Origin of the sequence: Macrococcoides bohemicum (genome assembly GCF_016865215.1) — a bacterium.
Lineage (GTDB): Bacteria > Bacillota > Bacilli > Staphylococcales > Staphylococcaceae > Macrococcoides > Macrococcoides bohemicum.
Genome location: NZ_CP054482.1, coordinates 2,138,546 through 2,156,995, shown reverse-complemented (window position 1 = coordinate 2,156,995; position 18,450 = coordinate 2,138,546). Strand labels below are relative to the sequence as shown.

The following is an 18,450-nucleotide window of genomic DNA, read 5'->3' as shown; positions in this document are numbered from 1 at the left end:
TCTGACTCAGCAAGCGCGTCAACATCAGTGTCTGATTCAGCAAGTACATCAACGTCTGTATCTGACTCAGCGAGCGCGTCGACATCAGTGTCTGATTCAGCAAGTACATCAACATCAGTGTCTGACTCAGCGAGCGCGTCAACATCAGTGTCTGATTCAGCAAGTACGTCAGTGTCTGACTCAGCGAGCGCGTCAACATCAGTGTCTGATTCAGCAAGTACGTCAGTGTCTGACTCGGCGAGCGCGTCGACATCAGTATCTGACTCAGCAAGCGCGTCAACATCAGTGTCTGATTCAGCAAGTACATCAGTGTCTGATTCAGCAAGTACATCAGTATCTGATTCAGCAAGTACATCAACGTCTGACTCAGCAAGTACATCAGTATCTGACTCAACAAGTACATCAGTGTCTGATTCAGCAAGCGCGTCAACATCAGTGTCTGATTCAGCAAGTACATCAACGTCAGTATCTGACTCAGAAAGCGCGTCGACATCAGTATCTGACTCAGCGAGCGCGTCAACATCAGTATCTGATTCAACAAGCACATCAACATCGATCTCAGATAGTACTTCATTAAGTACATCAGTATCTGACTCAACGAGCGCGTCGACATCAGTATCTGATTCATTAAGTACATCAGTATCTGACTCAGAAAGCGCGTCAACATCAGTATCTGACTCAACGAGCGCGTCGACATCAGTATCTGACTCAGCAAGCGCGTCAACATCAGTGTCTGATTCAGCAAGTACATCAACGTCTGTATCTGACTCAGCGAGCGCGTCGACATCAGTGTCTGATTCAGCAAGTACATCAACATCAGTGTCTGACTCAGCGAGCGCGTCAACATCAGTGTCTGATTCAGCAAGTACGTCAGTGTCTGACTCAGCGAGCGCGTCAACATCAGTGTCTGATTCAGCAAGTACGTCAGTGTCTGACTCGGCGAGCGCGTCGACATCAGTATCTGACTCAGCAAGCGCGTCAACATCAGTGTCTGATTCAGCAAGTACATCAGTGTCTGATTCAGCAAGTACATCAGTATCTGATTCAGCAAGTACATCAACGTCTGACTCAGCAAGTACATCAGTATCTGACTCAACAAGTACATCAGTGTCTGATTCAGCAAGCGCGTCAACATCAGTGTCTGATTCAGCAAGTACATCAACGTCAGTATCTGACTCAGAAAGCGCGTCGACATCAGTATCTGACTCAGCGAGCGCGTCAACATCAGTATCTGATTCAACAAGCACATCAACATCGATCTCAGATAGTACTTCATTAAGTACATCAGTATCTGACTCAACGAGCGCGTCGACATCAGTATCTGATTCATTAAGTACATCAGTATCTGACTCAGAAAGCGCGTCAACATCAGTATCTGACTCAACGAGCGCGTCGACATCAGTATCTGACTCAGCAAGCGCGTCAACATCAGTGTCTGATTCAGCAAGTACATCAACGTCTGTATCTGACTCAGCGAGCGCGTCGACATCAGTGTCTGATTCAGCAAGTACATCAACATCAGTGTCTGACTCAGCGAGCGCGTCAACATCAGTGTCTGACTCAACAAGTACATCAGTGTCTGATTCAGCAAGTACGTCAGTGTCTGACTCAGCGAGCGCGTCAACATCAGTGTCTGATTCAGCAAGTACGTCAGTGTCTGACTCGGCGAGCGCGTCGACATCAGTATCTGACTCAACAAGTACATCAACATCAGTATCTGACTCAGCAAGTACATCAGTATCTGATTCAGCAAGTACATCAACGTCTGACTCAGCAAGTACATCAGTATCTGACTCAACAAGTACATCAACATCAGTGTCTGACTCAACAAGTACATCAGTGTCTGATTCAGCAAGCGCGTCAACATCGATCTCAGATAGTACTTCATTAAGTACATCAGTATCTGACTCAACAAGTACATCAACATCAGTATCTGACTCAGCGAGCGCGTCGACATCAGTATCTGATTCAACAAGCACGTCAACATCGATCTCAGATAGTGCTTCATTAAGTACATCAGTATCTGATTCAGCAAGCACATCAACATCAGTATCTGACTCAGAAAGCGCGTCAACATCAGTGTCTGATTCAGCAAGTACGTCAGTATCTGATTCAGCAAGTACATCAACGTCTGTATCTGACTCAGCGAGCGCGTCGACATCAGTGTCTGATTCAGCAAGTACATCAACATCAGTGTCTGACTCAGCGAGCGCGTCAACATCAGTGTCTGACTCAACAAGTACATCAGTGTCTGATTCAGCAAGTACGTCAGTGTCTGACTCAGCGAGCGCGTCAACATCAGTGTCTGATTCAGCAAGTACGTCAGTGTCTGACTCGGCGAGCGCGTCGACATCAGTATCTGACTCAACAAGTACATCAACATCAGTATCTGACTCAGCAAGTACATCAGTATCTGATTCAGCAAGTACATCAACGTCTGACTCAGCAAGTACATCAGTATCTGACTCAACAAGTACATCAACATCAGTGTCTGACTCAACAAGTACATCAGTGTCTGATTCAGCAAGCGCGTCAACATCGATCTCAGATAGTACTTCATTAAGTACATCAGTATCTGACTCAACAAGTACATCAACATCAGTATCTGACTCAGCGAGCGCGTCGACATCAGTATCTGATTCAACAAGCACGTCAACATCGATCTCAGATAGTGCTTCATTAAGTACATCAGTATCTGATTCAGCAAGCACATCAACATCAGTATCTGACTCAGAAAGCGCGTCAACATCAGTGTCTGATTCAGCAAGTACATCAACGTCAGTATCTGACTCAGAAAGCGCGTCAACATCAGTGTCTGATTCAACAAGTACATCAACGTCAGTATCTGATTCAGCAAGTACATCAACATCAGTATCTGACTCAGCAAGCGCGTCAACATCAGTGTCTGATTCAGCAAGTACGTCAGTGTCTGACTCAGCGAGCGCGTCGACATCAGTATCTGACTCAGCAAGCGCGTCAACATCAGTGTCTGATTCAGCAAGTACATCAGTGTCTGATTCAGCAAGCACATCAACATCGATCTCAGATAGTACTTCATTAAGTACATCAGTATCTGATTCAGCAAGTACATCAGTATCTGATTCAGCAAGTACATCAACGTCTGACTCAGCAAGTACATCAGTATCTGACTCAACAAGTACATCAGTGTCTGATTCAGCAAGCGCGTCAACATCAGTGTCTGATTCAGCAAGTACATCAACGTCAGTATCTGACTCAGAAAGCGCGTCGACATCAGTATCTGACTCAGCGAGCGCGTCAACATCAGTATCTGACTCAGAAAGCGCGTCAACATCAGTATCTGATTCAACAAGCACATCAACATCAGTGTCTGACTCAACAAGTACATCAGTGTCTGACTCAACAAGTACATCAGTGTCTGATTCAGCAAGCGCGTCAACATCGATCTCAGATAGTACTTCATTAAGTACATCAGTATCTGACTCAACAAGTACATCAACATCAGTATCTGACTCAGCGAGCGCGTCGACATCAGTATCTGATTCAACAAGCACGTCAACATCGATCTCAGATAGTGCTTCATTAAGTACATCAGTATCTGATTCAGCAAGCACATCAACATCAGTATCTGACTCAGAAAGCGCGTCAACATCAGTGTCTGATTCAGCAAGTACGTCAGTATCTGATTCAGCAAGTACATCAACGTCTGTATCTGACTCAACAAGCACATCAGTGTCTGACTCAACAAGTACATCAGTGTCTGATTCAACAAGCACATCAACATCGATCTCAGATAGTACTTCATTAAGTACATCAGTATCTGACTCAACAAGTACATCAACATCAGTATCTGACTCAGCAAGTACATCAGTATCTGATTCAGCAAGTACATCAGTATCTGATTCAGCAAGTACATCAACGTCTGACTCAGCAAGTACATCAGTATCTGACTCAACAAGTACATCAACATCAGTGTCTGATTCAGCAAGCGCGTCAACATCAGTATCTGATTCAACAAGCACATCAACATCGATCTCAGATAGTACTTCATTAAGTACATCAGTATCTGATTCAGCAAGTACATCAACATCAGTGTCTGACTCAACAAGTACATCAGTGTCTGATTCAGCAAGTACGTCAGTGTCTGACTCGGCGAGCGCGTCGACATCAGTATCTGACTCAACAAGTACATCAGTATCTGACTCAGCAAGTACATCAGTATCTGACTCAGAAAGCGCGTCAACATCAGTATCTGATTCAACAAGCACATCAACATCGATCTCAGATAGTACTTCATTAAGTACATCAGTATCTGATTCAGCAAGTACATCAACGTCTGTATCTGACTCAACAAGTACATCAACATCAGTATCTGACTCAGCAAGTACATCAGTATCTGATTCAGCGAGTACATCAACATCAGTATCTGATTCAGCAAGTACATCAACGTCAGTATCTGATTCAGAGAGCGCGTCAACATCGATCTCAGATAGTACTTCATTAAGTACATCAGTATCTGATTCAGCAAGTACGTCAGTGTCTGACTCGGCGAGCGCGTCGACATCAGTATCTGACTCAACAAGTACATCAGTATCTGACTCAGCAAGCGCGTCAACATCAGTGTCTGATTCAGCAAGTACGTCAGTATCTGATTCAGCAAGTACATCAACGTCTGTATCTGACTCAACAAGCACATCAACATCGATCTCAGATAGTACTTCATTAAGTACATCAGTATCTGACTCAACGAGCGCGTCGACATCAGTATCTGACTCAACGAGCGCGTCGACATCAGTATCTGACTCAGCAAGCGCGTCGACATCAGTGTCTGATTCAGCAAGTACATCAACATCAGTGTCTGACTCAGCGAGCGCGTCAACATCAGTGTCTGATTCAGCAAGTACGTCAGTGTCTGACTCGGCGAGCGCGTCGACATCAGTATCTGACTCAACAAGTACATCAGTATCTGACTCAGAAAGCGCGTCAACATCAGTATCTGATTCAACAAGTACATCAGTGTCTGATTCAGCGAGTACATCAACGTCAGTATCTGACTCAGCAAGCGCGTCAACATCAGTGTCTGATTCAGCAAGTACATCAACATCAGTGTCTGACTCAACAAGTACATCAGTGTCTGATTCAGCGAGCGCGTCAACATCGATCTCAGATAGTACTTCATTAAGTACATCAGTATCTGACTCAACAAGTACATCAACATCAGTATCTGATTCAGCAAGTACATCAACATCAGTGTCTGACTCAGCGAGCGCGTCAACATCAGTGTCTGACTCAACAAGTACATCAGTGTCTGATTCAGCAAGTACGTCAGTGTCTGACTCAGCGAGCGCGTCAACATCAGTGTCTGATTCAGCAAGTACGTCAGTGTCTGACTCGGCGAGCGCGTCGACATCAGTATCTGACTCAGCAAGCGCGTCAACATCAGTGTCTGATTCAGCAAGTACATCAACGTCTGTATCTGACTCAGCGAGCGCGTCGACATCAGTGTCTGATTCAGCAAGTACATCAACATCAGTGTCTGACTCAGCGAGCGCGTCAACATCAGTGTCTGATTCAGCAAGTACGTCAGTGTCTGACTCAGCGAGCGCGTCAACATCAGTGTCTGATTCAGCAAGTACGTCAGTGTCTGATTCAGCAAGTACGTCAGTGTCTGACTCGGCGAGCGCGTCGACATCAGTATCTGACTCAGCAAGCGCGTCAACATCAGTGTCTGATTCAGCAAGTACATCAACGTCTGTATCTGACTCAGCGAGCGCGTCGACATCAGTGTCTGATTCAGCAAGTACATCAACATCAGTGTCTGACTCAGCGAGCGCGTCAACATCAGTGTCTGATTCAGCAAGTACGTCAGTGTCTGACTCAGCGAGCGCGTCAACATCAGTGTCTGATTCAGCAAGTACGTCAGTGTCTGATTCAGCAAGTACGTCAGTGTCTGACTCGGCGAGCGCGTCGACATCAGTATCTGACTCAGCAAGCGCGTCAACATCAGTGTCTGATTCAGCAAGTACATCAACGTCAGTATCTGACTCAGAAAGCGCGTCGACATCAGTATCTGACTCAGCGAGCGCGTCAACATCAGTGTCTGACTCAGCAAGTACATCAGTATCTGACTCAGAAAGCGCGTCAACATCAGTATCTGATTCAACAAGCACATCAACATCGATCTCAGATAGTACTTCATTAAGTACATCAGTATCTGACTCAACGAGCGCGTCGACATCAGTATCTGACTCAACGAGCGCGTCGACATCAGTATCTGACTCAGCAAGCGCGTCGACATCAGTGTCTGATTCAGCAAGTACATCAACATCAGTGTCTGACTCAGCGAGCGCGTCAACATCAGTGTCTGATTCAGCAAGTACGTCAGTGTCTGACTCGGCGAGCGCGTCGACATCAGTATCTGACTCAACAAGTACATCAGTATCTGACTCAGAAAGCGCGTCAACATCAGTATCTGATTCAACAAGTACATCAACATCAGTGTCTGACTCAACAAGTACATCAGTGTCTGATTCAGCGAGCGCGTCAACATCGATCTCAGATAGTACTTCATTAAGTACATCAGTATCTGACTCAACAAGTACATCAACATCAGTATCTGATTCAGCAAGTACATCAACGTCAGTATCTGACTCAGAAAGCGCGTCAACATCAGTGTCTGATTCAACAAGTACATCAACGTCAGTATCTGATTCAGCAAGTACATCAACATCAGTATCTGACTCAGCAAGCGCGTCAACATCAGTGTCTGATTCAGCGAGCGCGTCAGTGTCTGACTCGGCGAGCGCGTCGACATCAGTATCTGACTCAGCAAGCGCGTCAACATCAGTGTCTGATTCAGCAAGTACATCAACGTCTGTATCTGACTCAGCGAGCGCGTCGACATCAGTGTCTGATTCAGCAAGTACATCAACATCAGTGTCTGACTCAGCGAGCGCGTCAACATCAGTGTCTGATTCAGCAAGTACGTCAGTGTCTGACTCAGCGAGCGCGTCAACATCAGTGTCTGATTCAGCAAGTACGTCAGTGTCTGACTCGGCGAGCGCGTCGACATCAGTATCTGACTCAGCAAGCGCGTCAACATCAGTGTCTGATTCAGCAAGTACATCAGTGTCTGATTCAGCAAGTACATCAGTATCTGATTCAGCAAGTACATCAACGTCTGACTCAGCAAGTACATCAGTATCTGACTCAACAAGTACATCAGTGTCTGATTCAGCAAGCGCGTCAACATCAGTGTCTGATTCAGCAAGTACATCAACGTCAGTATCTGACTCAGAAAGCGCGTCGACATCAGTATCTGACTCAGCGAGCGCGTCAACATCAGTATCTGATTCAACAAGCACATCAACATCGATCTCAGATAGTACTTCATTAAGTACATCAGTATCTGACTCAACGAGCGCGTCGACATCAGTATCTGATTCATTAAGTACATCAGTATCTGACTCAGAAAGCGCGTCAACATCAGTATCTGACTCAACGAGCGCGTCGACATCAGTATCTGACTCAGCAAGCGCGTCAACATCAGTGTCTGATTCAGCAAGTACATCAACGTCTGTATCTGACTCAGCGAGCGCGTCGACATCAGTGTCTGATTCAGCAAGTACATCAACATCAGTGTCTGACTCAGCGAGCGCGTCAACATCAGTGTCTGACTCAACAAGTACATCAGTGTCTGATTCAGCAAGTACGTCAGTGTCTGACTCAGCGAGCGCGTCAACATCAGTGTCTGATTCAGCAAGTACGTCAGTGTCTGACTCGGCGAGCGCGTCGACATCAGTATCTGACTCAACAAGTACATCAACATCAGTATCTGACTCAGCAAGTACATCAGTATCTGATTCAGCAAGTACATCAACGTCTGACTCAGCAAGTACATCAGTATCTGACTCAACAAGTACATCAACATCAGTGTCTGACTCAACAAGTACATCAGTGTCTGATTCAGCAAGCGCGTCAACATCGATCTCAGATAGTACTTCATTAAGTACATCAGTATCTGACTCAACAAGTACATCAACATCAGTATCTGACTCAGCGAGCGCGTCGACATCAGTATCTGATTCAACAAGCACGTCAACATCGATCTCAGATAGTGCTTCATTAAGTACATCAGTATCTGATTCAGCAAGCACATCAACATCAGTATCTGACTCAGAAAGCGCGTCAACATCAGTGTCTGATTCAGCAAGTACGTCAGTATCTGATTCAGCAAGTACATCAACGTCTGTATCTGACTCAACAAGCACATCAACATCGATCTCAGATAGTACTTCATTAAGTACATCAGTATCTGACTCAACGAGCGCGTCGACATCAGTATCTGACTCAACGAGCGCGTCGACATCAGTATCTGACTCAGCAAGCGCGTCGACATCAGTGTCTGATTCAGCAAGTACATCAACATCAGTGTCTGACTCAGCGAGCGCGTCAACATCAGTGTCTGATTCAGCAAGTACGTCAGTGTCTGACTCGGCGAGCGCGTCGACATCAGTATCTGACTCAACAAGTACATCAGTATCTGACTCAGAAAGCGCGTCAACATCAGTATCTGATTCAACAAGTACATCAACATCAGTGTCTGACTCAACAAGTACATCAGTGTCTGATTCAGCGAGCGCGTCAACATCGATCTCAGATAGTACTTCATTAAGTACATCAGTATCTGACTCAACAAGTACATCAACATCAGTATCTGATTCAGCAAGTACATCAACGTCAGTATCTGACTCAGAAAGCGCGTCAACATCAGTGTCTGATTCAACAAGTACATCAACGTCAGTATCTGATTCAGCAAGTACATCAACATCAGTATCTGACTCAGCAAGCGCGTCAACATCAGTGTCTGATTCAGCAAGTACGTCAGTGTCTGACTCAGCGAGCGCGTCGACATCAGTATCTGACTCAGCAAGCGCGTCAACATCAGTGTCTGATTCAGCAAGTACATCAGTGTCTGATTCAGCAAGCGCGTCAACATCAGTATCTGACTCAGAAAGCGCGTCAACATCAGTATCTGACTCAGAAAGCGCGTCAACATCAGTATCTGATTCAACAAGCACATCAACATCGATCTCAGATAGTACTTCATTAAGTACATCAGTATCTGATTCAGCAAGTACATCAGTATCTGATTCAGCAAGTACATCAACGTCTGACTCAGCAAGTACATCAGTATCTGACTCAACAAGTACATCAGTGTCTGATTCAGCAAGCGCGTCAACATCAGTGTCTGATTCAGCAAGTACATCAACGTCAGTATCTGACTCAGAAAGCGCGTCGACATCAGTATCTGACTCAGCGAGCGCGTCAACATCAGTATCTGACTCAGAAAGCGCGTCAACATCAGTATCTGATTCAACAAGCACATCAACATCAGTGTCTGACTCAACAAGTACATCAGTGTCTGACTCAACAAGTACATCAGTGTCTGATTCAGCAAGCGCGTCAACATCGATCTCAGATAGTACTTCATTAAGTACATCAGTATCTGACTCAACAAGTACATCAACATCAGTATCTGACTCAGCGAGCGCGTCGACATCAGTATCTGATTCAACAAGCACGTCAACATCGATCTCAGATAGTGCTTCATTAAGTACATCAGTATCTGATTCAGCAAGCACATCAACATCAGTATCTGACTCAGAAAGCGCGTCAACATCAGTGTCTGATTCAGCAAGTACGTCAGTATCTGATTCAGCAAGTACATCAACGTCTGTATCTGACTCAACAAGCACATCAGTGTCTGACTCAACAAGTACATCAGTGTCTGATTCAACAAGCACATCAACATCGATCTCAGATAGTACTTCATTAAGTACATCAGTATCTGACTCAACAAGTACATCAACATCAGTATCTGACTCAGCAAGTACATCAGTATCTGATTCAGCAAGTACATCAGTATCTGATTCAGCAAGTACATCAACGTCTGACTCAGCAAGTACATCAGTATCTGACTCAACAAGTACATCAACATCAGTGTCTGATTCAGCAAGCGCGTCAACATCAGTATCTGATTCAACAAGCACATCAACATCGATCTCAGATAGTACTTCATTAAGTACATCAGTATCTGATTCAGCAAGTACATCAACATCAGTGTCTGACTCAACAAGTACATCAGTGTCTGATTCAGCAAGTACGTCAGTGTCTGACTCGGCGAGCGCGTCGACATCAGTATCTGACTCAACAAGTACATCAGTATCTGACTCAGCAAGTACATCAGTATCTGACTCAGAAAGCGCGTCAACATCAGTATCTGATTCAACAAGCACATCAACATCGATCTCAGATAGTACTTCATTAAGTACATCAGTATCTGACTCAACGAGCGCGTCGACATCAGTATCTGATTCATTAAGTACATCAGTATCTGACTCAGAAAGCGCGTCAACATCAGTATCTGACTCAGCAAGTACATCAGTATCTGATTCAGCAAGTACATCAACGTCTGACTCAGCAAGTACATCAGTATCTGACTCAACAAGTACATCAACATCAGTGTCTGACTCAACAAGTACATCAGTGTCTGACTCAACAAGTACATCAGTGTCTGATTCAGCAAGCGCGTCAACATCGATCTCAGATAGTACTTCATTAAGTACATCAGTATCTGACTCAACAAGTACATCAACATCAGTATCTGACTCAGCGAGCGCGTCGACATCAGTATCTGATTCAACAAGCACGTCAACATCGATCTCAGATAGTACTTCATTAAGTACATCAGTATCTGATTCAGCAAGCACATCAACATCAGTATCTGACTCAGAAAGCGCGTCAACATCAGTGTCTGATTCAGCAAGTACGTCAGTATCTGATTCAGCAAGTACATCAACGTCTGTATCTGACTCAACAAGCACATCAGTACCTCCAACCTTCTCTAATGAAGATGAAGAAGTTTTACCGTTCAATAACGAAAATGATTCAGCAACTCATAATAATAATGTGACTATGGAATCATTACCTGACACAGGTGAATCAAATAAAACTTTAATCCCGGCTTTCGCAGCATTCCTTGCAGGTCTAGGTTTGTTAAGAAGAAAGAAAAAAAACGAGGATGAAAATCCAGAAGAAAGCAAATAACTAAATATATAGTTACAGGCACAAACATAATGTATGTTTGTGCCTGTACTATAATAATAAAAAAATGAAATATGAAGAGGTTTAAGCGTGAAAAACTTAATTAATATATTTTTGCGTCATACAGAACATCGACAACTTTATCGACGTATTTTGTTTACTATGATGATTATGATTATTTATATTATCGGCAGTAACATTGAAATTTTATCTACTGCAAATATTGATAGTAAAAAAGATGTGTTTACCACTATAGGTGTCGCAGCAATGGGGGGCGATTATTCGAGGGTTTCACTTTTCTCTCTTGGTCTTGGACCATATTTAACATCCATGCTGATTATTAATTTATTAGCTTTTAGAAATTCTGATGCTGTATTTATGCAAACGAAAAAAGAAAGACAAATTAAAGAGAAACTGCTTATATTAGCTCTTTCGATTGTTCAAGGTTACCATCTGCTAAGTATGTATGTAAAAAATGGTGAGGATAAAGCAGAAATTATGGCTCTTGGATTACTTGTAGTTATAGCTGGTAGCATGCTTTTAATTTGGTTGGCAGATCAAAATTTTATGTACGGTATTGCAGGTCCAATGCCGATTGTTGTTATGAGTATTATAAAGTCTATTGCTTATGGTGATCATACAGTGGTAATACATTTAAAAATATTTATTTGGTTTATTATTATTTTACTTCTTTTATTATGTGCTATTTTACTGATTATTATTGAACGTGCAGAGTATAGGATAAATTATATAGATATTTTAAATGTTTCAAAAATACAAAAAAACTTTTTAGCATGGAAATTGAATCCAGGAGGAAGTTTAGCAATAATGTTGAGTATGTCTATATTTATCATTATCAAATCAATTATTGAAATGTTTATTGTCATGTTCACGAAACATAAATTAGAAAGTATAAAATATATGGATTTAACGCATCCATTAGGTATCACCTTTTTTGTTTTATTACTTGGTATTCTTGCTTATCTTTTATCTTTATTAATGTTAAATCCCAAGAAAAAAGCGCAAGAATTTCGAAAAACAGGTAATTATATAGTGGGAGTAAATCCAGGAAAAGAAACATCCCAATTTTTATCTAAGAAGGCAAAAAGAATTAGCTTATTTAGTGCATTTATGATATCGGTTATTATTGGACTACCTTTCTACTTTACTTTATTGGTTCCTGAATTATCTAAAGAAATATATTTATCCATTCAAATTTTAATGTTGATATATGTTTCGATTAATATTATGGATGTAATAAGAAATTACATGTATTTCAATCGCTATAAAAGTTATATGAATAAATATTGGTAGGGTGTTAATATGAAATTTTTTATACCGGCATGGTATCAAGAGAATCAATGGTGGCGCGATAAAAATGTGCCATTTTATGAAAAAGAAAATCGGAGTGATTTCGATGATATGATAAGTTTAATGAATATGCATAAAAAAAATAGTCAACCTTTTCACTTGATACAATTAGCATATCATTCGAGCTTTCAGCTATTCTTACATCGTAATCATCTATATGAATGTGAATATTTTTCAATTTTTGATTTTATTCAAGGTTTTCCGAAGAGCACACCTCGACCTTTGGATTATAGAGACTTTAACTGGCCGGAAGGTACAGAATTTATCTATACTTTATTTATTATTAAAGCTGTAAATGACAATGAAGTAACAAATATTTATTATAATGAAGATGGATATTTGGTATGGATGGAGAAATTTATAGATAATGTTAAAGTATCGAAATGGATTTTTGACAATCGTGGCTTTCTATCGTCTATCATTAAATACGTTGATGGACGAGAACAGCAATTATTTTATCTGAACTATGATGGAGATATTTTACTTGAAGAAAATCTAGTGACCGGTGAAGTATATGTAAGGAAAGACTTTGAAAAATTTAAATCTAAATATTATACAAATATCGAATTTCTTATACAGGAACAACTTACTACTTATCTTGAGAATTTCCAAGTTGATTCTGTCATTGTTGCATTTAATAAATGTCACAATCATTTAATTGAATCAGTTATATCAAATGAAAATATTGTATATTCAATTTTCAAAGAAAGAAACAGTGCTGAATTTTTAATTGAAGGATTACATGACACAAAATTTATTGTGGATACTAAAAGTAATGAAAATAAATTATTGGCGAAGATAAATCAATCCAATATATTAAGGATTACTCCGTTTGATACAGAAGTCTTGCCATCAATCAGTAATCAACTTTATTTGGATTATATTGGTATCTTTATAGATGGTATTTCTGATAAAGAACTTATTAAAATTATTCAGGTGCTTCAGCCGATATTGCTGGAAAGTGGTAAATACAAGTTGAGTTTATTAACCAGAAAAGGTTCACATAGTAGAACAGAGGAACTAAGACAGATTGTAAGTGATGTGAATGATAAATTTCTGGAAAAAGAAGATTTAGAAGATTTGTTGGAAGAAGCAATAGAAGACTTAGAAGTAATAAAGTTTGAATATATTCCTTATGAAGTTGATTTATTGAAATTGATTTCTAAAATACGTATTATTGTTGATTTAAGTAGTGAACCTGATTTATATATTCAGATTGCTAGTATCAGTTCAGGTATCCCTCAAATCAATAAAGTTAAAAATGAGTATGTTGCTGATGGAATGAATGGTCTTATTATTAATGATATTAATCAACTTCCAAATGCCATCTTGGATTATTTACAAAGTTTGAAGCAATGGAATGCTTCGTTAAGTTATTCATATAAACTGATTGAGAAATATTCTTCTTTAAATATCATAAAAACAATTGATTATTTTTTGGAAGGAGGCTCATATGGCGAGGAAATTTAGAATCCTTCATATCGGTAAATTATCCATTGAGAATGAATTTATAAATAGAAAAGATATATCGATTGACTTTCTTGATAGTAGAGTTTTTGAGAACGAATCCATTGATTTTGAAGAAGTACTTACTTTCATTGAACAACAAAAAGCGTACAATTTTGTATTTGTAGAATATGAGTATAAGGAAAAGTTAAAAAGATTATTAATGAAAATCATTGAACCATTTAATACTTATATAAGTATGGAGTATTATGGCGCATCTTTTATACATGATGATGAATTGCAAAAATATTTTATTCGTCCAATTTCCGCTGAAAATAGACAAAAACTTATCGAAAAAGTAAAGTCCTTATGCTTCAGTGGACAATATGGTGACAAAAAAGGGCCAGGACAAATTAAAATTCATCCGAACTTTAAAGAGCAACATGAATATTTAGGTAATCGATGGTTAAAGTTATCTGGAGAATTTGGTAATCATTATCAGCAAATCGCGATGTTAGATGATTTGCTTTACTACGAAAAAGAAAAAGCATTGGAAATTTGGCCCGAATATAAAAAGGTTGGCAATGTGTCGATTGAAATAACATTTAGAATCTATAGTAGTGGTACTGTAGATGATATCATCAAAACGATTACTGTAAATGAAGATCATTTAAAAGAACCTATCATTATTGAAAGTATGCCTGAAGATGCTTTCATTTCTTACAGTGTTAAAGCAAAAGGAACAGGAGAATTATATTTAGGGGCAATCCATAGAAGATGGTCACGCTTAGAATTCGGGAAGTTTCTTCTAGGTGGTGAAATATTTAAAGACGATGAACGCAATGAATTCATCTATATTTTTAACCCAGGAGATATGAAACCACCTTTAAATGTTTATTTTAGTGGATATCGATCTGCAGAAGGTTTTGAAGGTTATTTTATGATGCAAAAGCTAGGGGCACCGTTTCTTCTGATAGGTGATCCGAGAATAGAAGGGGGTTCTTTCTATGTTGGATCAGAAGCTTATGAGCAAGGAATACAGAGTGTAATAAATGATAAGTTAGCTTATCTTGGTTTTAAAGATGATGATCTTATACTATCAGGCCTATCTATGGGCTCATTTGGTGCAATTTATTATGGTGCTAAGCTTAATCCAGCAGCAGTAATTGTTGGAAAACCTTTAGTAAACATTGGTACAATCGGACAAAATATGAAGTTACTACGACCTGAAGAATTTGGCACATCATTAGATGTATTACTAGAAGTAACGGGTGGTAATACAGATGAACATGTTTTACGATTAAATCAAAAGTTTTGGGATACTTTTAATAAAAATGATATTAGTCGTACAACTTTTGCAATTTGTTATATGGAAGATGATGATTATGACTTATACGCTTTCAACGAATTGTTAGATGTTTTAAGTGAAAATAGAGCACGTGTTCTATCCAGAGGTGTACCTGGGAGACATAATGATGATTCACCAACAATTAATAATTGGTTTATTAATTTTTATAGAATTTTGCTAGAAATGAAGTTTGGGAGAAGTAAATAATGAATAATATATATAATATTTACTGGAATAATATCGACAAAATAACCTTTTTGTATGGTACAAAACTTAAGTTTGTTAATCGATGTGTAGAATTTGAAAATTTTCAAATTCCTGCAGGTATTACTATTCATTTATGGAGAATGAAGACAAGTTTCTATAATAATAGAATTCATCCTTCATTACCTTTACTATCTAGAAATGAATACTATACAGTTCAATTTAAATATGAGTGTAAACCTGAGAACGGAATATATTTTGTAATTGAATTTTACAAAAAAAATGATGAAATAATTGAAACGTTGATTGTTCAGGATAAAGAAGTGGATTTCGTTTATCCTGAAAATGCTGATTATTATCAAATAAAGATGATGAGTGCCTCGGTTAATCAATTAAAATTCGATTGTATTACTTTAACACATCAACAATTATTAATGGATATGTCGAATGCCATAGATATTTATAATAGATGGTCAAATGAGGTGTTATAAATTGATTAATATAGATGAAAGTATTAATAAGGTGCGCATAAAAAGTATCAAAAGGATTTTAAAAGAAATTACTATGCTAGAAGATGAATATAAAGTTTTAACAGATGAGCAATTAAAATCTAAAACAGATGAGTTTAGAAAGAGACTTAAAACAGGAGCTACTTTAGATCAATTGCTCGTTGAAAGCTATGCAACAGTTAGAGAGGCAAGTAGACGTGTTTTAGGAATGTTTCCGAAAGAAGTACAGCTCATAGGAGCGATTGTACTCCATCAGGGAAATATTGCTGAAATGCAAACTGGTGAAGGAAAAACACTAACGGCTACATTACCTTTGTATTTGAATGGTTTGACCTCAAGAGGAGCCTATTTAATTACGACAAACGATTATTTAGCACGAAGAGACTATGAAGATATGAAACCATTATATGAATGGTTAGGTTTGACAGTTTCTCTAGGGTTTGTTGATAAACCAGGTTATGAATATAAAAAGGGTGAGAAAAAGTTATTATATGATGCTGATATTATATACTCAACAAATGGTCGAATTGGATTTGATTATTTGATTGATAATTTAGCAGATTCATTAGAAGGTAAATTTCAGAAAAATTTGAACTTCGCCATAATTGATGAAGTTGATTCAATAATATTAGATGCAGCTCAAACACCATTAGTTATAAGCGGGGCACCTCGTGTACAATCAAATATGTTTAATGTTGTGAAGTCATTTGTTGATACCTTAGAAGAGGATGTTCACTTTTTTTTAAATTCCAAGAAACAAGAGATATGGCTAACAGATGAAGGGGTAGCAATGGCTAATCAATACTTTGATGTGAAAAGTATTTATCAACCCGGATTATCATCTCTCGTAAGAAATATTAATTTAGCATTACGTGCAAAATATTTATTCGATATGAATCAAGATTACTATATTATTGATGGAGAGATAGTTCTAATTGATAGAATATCAGGGCGATTGCTTGAAGGAACTAAACTTCAAGCTGGCTTACATCAAGCAATTGAAGCGAAAGAGCTGGTAGAAATCTCTGAGGGTAAGAGTGTACTGGCTACGATAACATTTCAAAACTTATTTAAACAATTTAATGCTTTTTCAGGAATGAGTGCAACAAGTAAACTGGGAGAAAAAGAGTTTTTTGAATTATACGGAAAATTAGTTATACAAATTCCGACAGCCAAACCAATTCAGCGTGTCGATTATGATGATCGTGTATTTATAACGAAAGAGGATAAAGACAATGCAATAATAGAAAAGGTAGTTGAAATCCATCAAACTTCTAGACCAATATTATTGATAACTAGAACAGCAGATGATGCTGAATATTTTTCGAAATGTTTATATGAATTAGAGATACCCAATAACTTATTGATTGCTCAAAATGTTGCCAAAGAAGCACAAATGATTTCAGAGGCAGGATATCTTCATAGTGTAACAGTTGCAACCAGCATGGCTGGAAGAGGAACTGATATTAAACTTGAAAAAGGTGTAGAAGCTTTAGGAGGCTTAGCTGTAATTATTAGTGAACATATGGAAAACAGCCGTATTGATAGACAGCTAAGAGGTCGTTCAGGAAGACAAGGTGATCCGGGCAGCTCACAAATATATATTTCTTTAGAAGATTATATCGTTAAGCGCTGGAGTAATAATAAATTAATTGAGAATCAATATATAAAAAATATGAATACGAATCAAGTAGAAGAAAGTAGATTACTTGCACGAAAAATAAAAAAAATAGTTGAACGTGCACAAATTGTATCTGAAGAGCATGGAATGTTAAATCGCCAAATCAACAATGAGTTTGATCAAAGTGTCAGTGTACAACGTTTAATGATTTATAAAGAACGTAATAAAATACTTGAAGCTAAGTCGTTTGAAAGATTTGACTTCACACAACTGGCACATGATGTATTTACACGATATGTTTACACTGAATACCCTCTGACAGATCGTGAAATAAAACAATATATTTATAAAAATATTAGTTTTCAATTTGAGGAAGATATACCTAATGAAGTAAAGCAATCACCTTCACTTTTAATAGATTATTTAACGATGCTTTTTGAACAAACATTGGAAAAAAATAAAATGCAGTTTACTGATGAACATTTTTATATCCACTTTTTACAAAAATGTATTTTGAAAGCAATAGATAGCAGCTGGATAGATCAGGTTGACTATTTACAACAACTTAAAAATAGTATTAGTAGTAGACAACTCGGAAGAAGAAATGTCATATTTGAATATCATAGAACGGCGCTGGAATCATATTCTATGATGACTTCTGAAGCAAAGAGAAGGATGGTTAGAAATCTTTGTCTGAGCATGAAAGATTATGATAAAAAAGGGAACCTGGTTATTCATTTTCCATAAAAAAGTATTGATGGGATTGTCTCAATCTAGTTTTAATATTTATTTTTACTGAAAACGAGATAGTGCTTTACAAGTGTTTGAGCTAATACTCGTAAAAAATGAGACATGAACGATAAAAC

General features: G+C 38.8%; 6 protein-coding genes. All 6 read left to right on the top strand.

Features of this window, described 5'->3' with window-relative positions:
• The first annotated feature begins 729 nt into the window (after positions 1–729).
• The 6 genes from HT586_RS12630 (at position 730) to secA2 (ending at position 18,331) form a co-directional block, all read left to right on the top strand.
• Positions 730–11,088, top strand: a complete 10,359-nt coding sequence (locus HT586_RS12630) for an LPXTG cell wall anchor domain-containing protein (protein WP_456238164.1) — start codon at positions 730–732, stop codon at positions 11,086–11,088.
• Between the two features lie 87 nt (positions 11,089–11,175).
• Complete coding sequence (gene secY2 / locus HT586_RS11260) at positions 11,176–12,399, top strand: accessory Sec system protein translocase subunit SecY2 (RefSeq protein WP_111746900.1); 1,224 nt, start codon at positions 11,176–11,178, stop codon at positions 12,397–12,399.
• A gap of 9 nt (positions 12,400–12,408) precedes the next feature.
• Positions 12,409–13,926 carry an accessory Sec system protein Asp1 gene (gene asp1 / locus HT586_RS11255; protein WP_111746898.1) on the top strand — a complete coding sequence of 506 codons (1,518 nt, stop codon included), beginning with the start codon at positions 12,409–12,411 and terminating at the stop codon, positions 13,924–13,926.
• Positions 13,910–15,457 (top strand): accessory Sec system protein Asp2, encoded by a 1,548-nt coding sequence (gene asp2, locus HT586_RS11250; protein ID WP_111746896.1) that lies wholly within the window; start codon positions 13,910–13,912, stop codon positions 15,455–15,457. The genes asp1 and asp2 overlap by 17 nt, the downstream gene beginning before the upstream one ends.
• Positions 15,457–15,945 (top strand): accessory Sec system protein Asp3, encoded by a 489-nt coding sequence (asp3, locus tag HT586_RS11245; RefSeq protein WP_111746894.1) that lies wholly within the window; start codon positions 15,457–15,459, stop codon positions 15,943–15,945. The genes asp2 and asp3 overlap by 1 nt, the downstream gene beginning before the upstream one ends.
• Positions 15,932–18,331 (top strand): accessory Sec system translocase SecA2, encoded by a 2,400-nt coding sequence (secA2, locus tag HT586_RS11240; protein ID WP_203545823.1) that lies wholly within the window; start codon positions 15,932–15,934, stop codon positions 18,329–18,331. The genes asp3 and secA2 overlap by 14 nt, the downstream gene beginning before the upstream one ends.
• Positions 18,332–18,450: the final 119 nt, after the last annotated feature.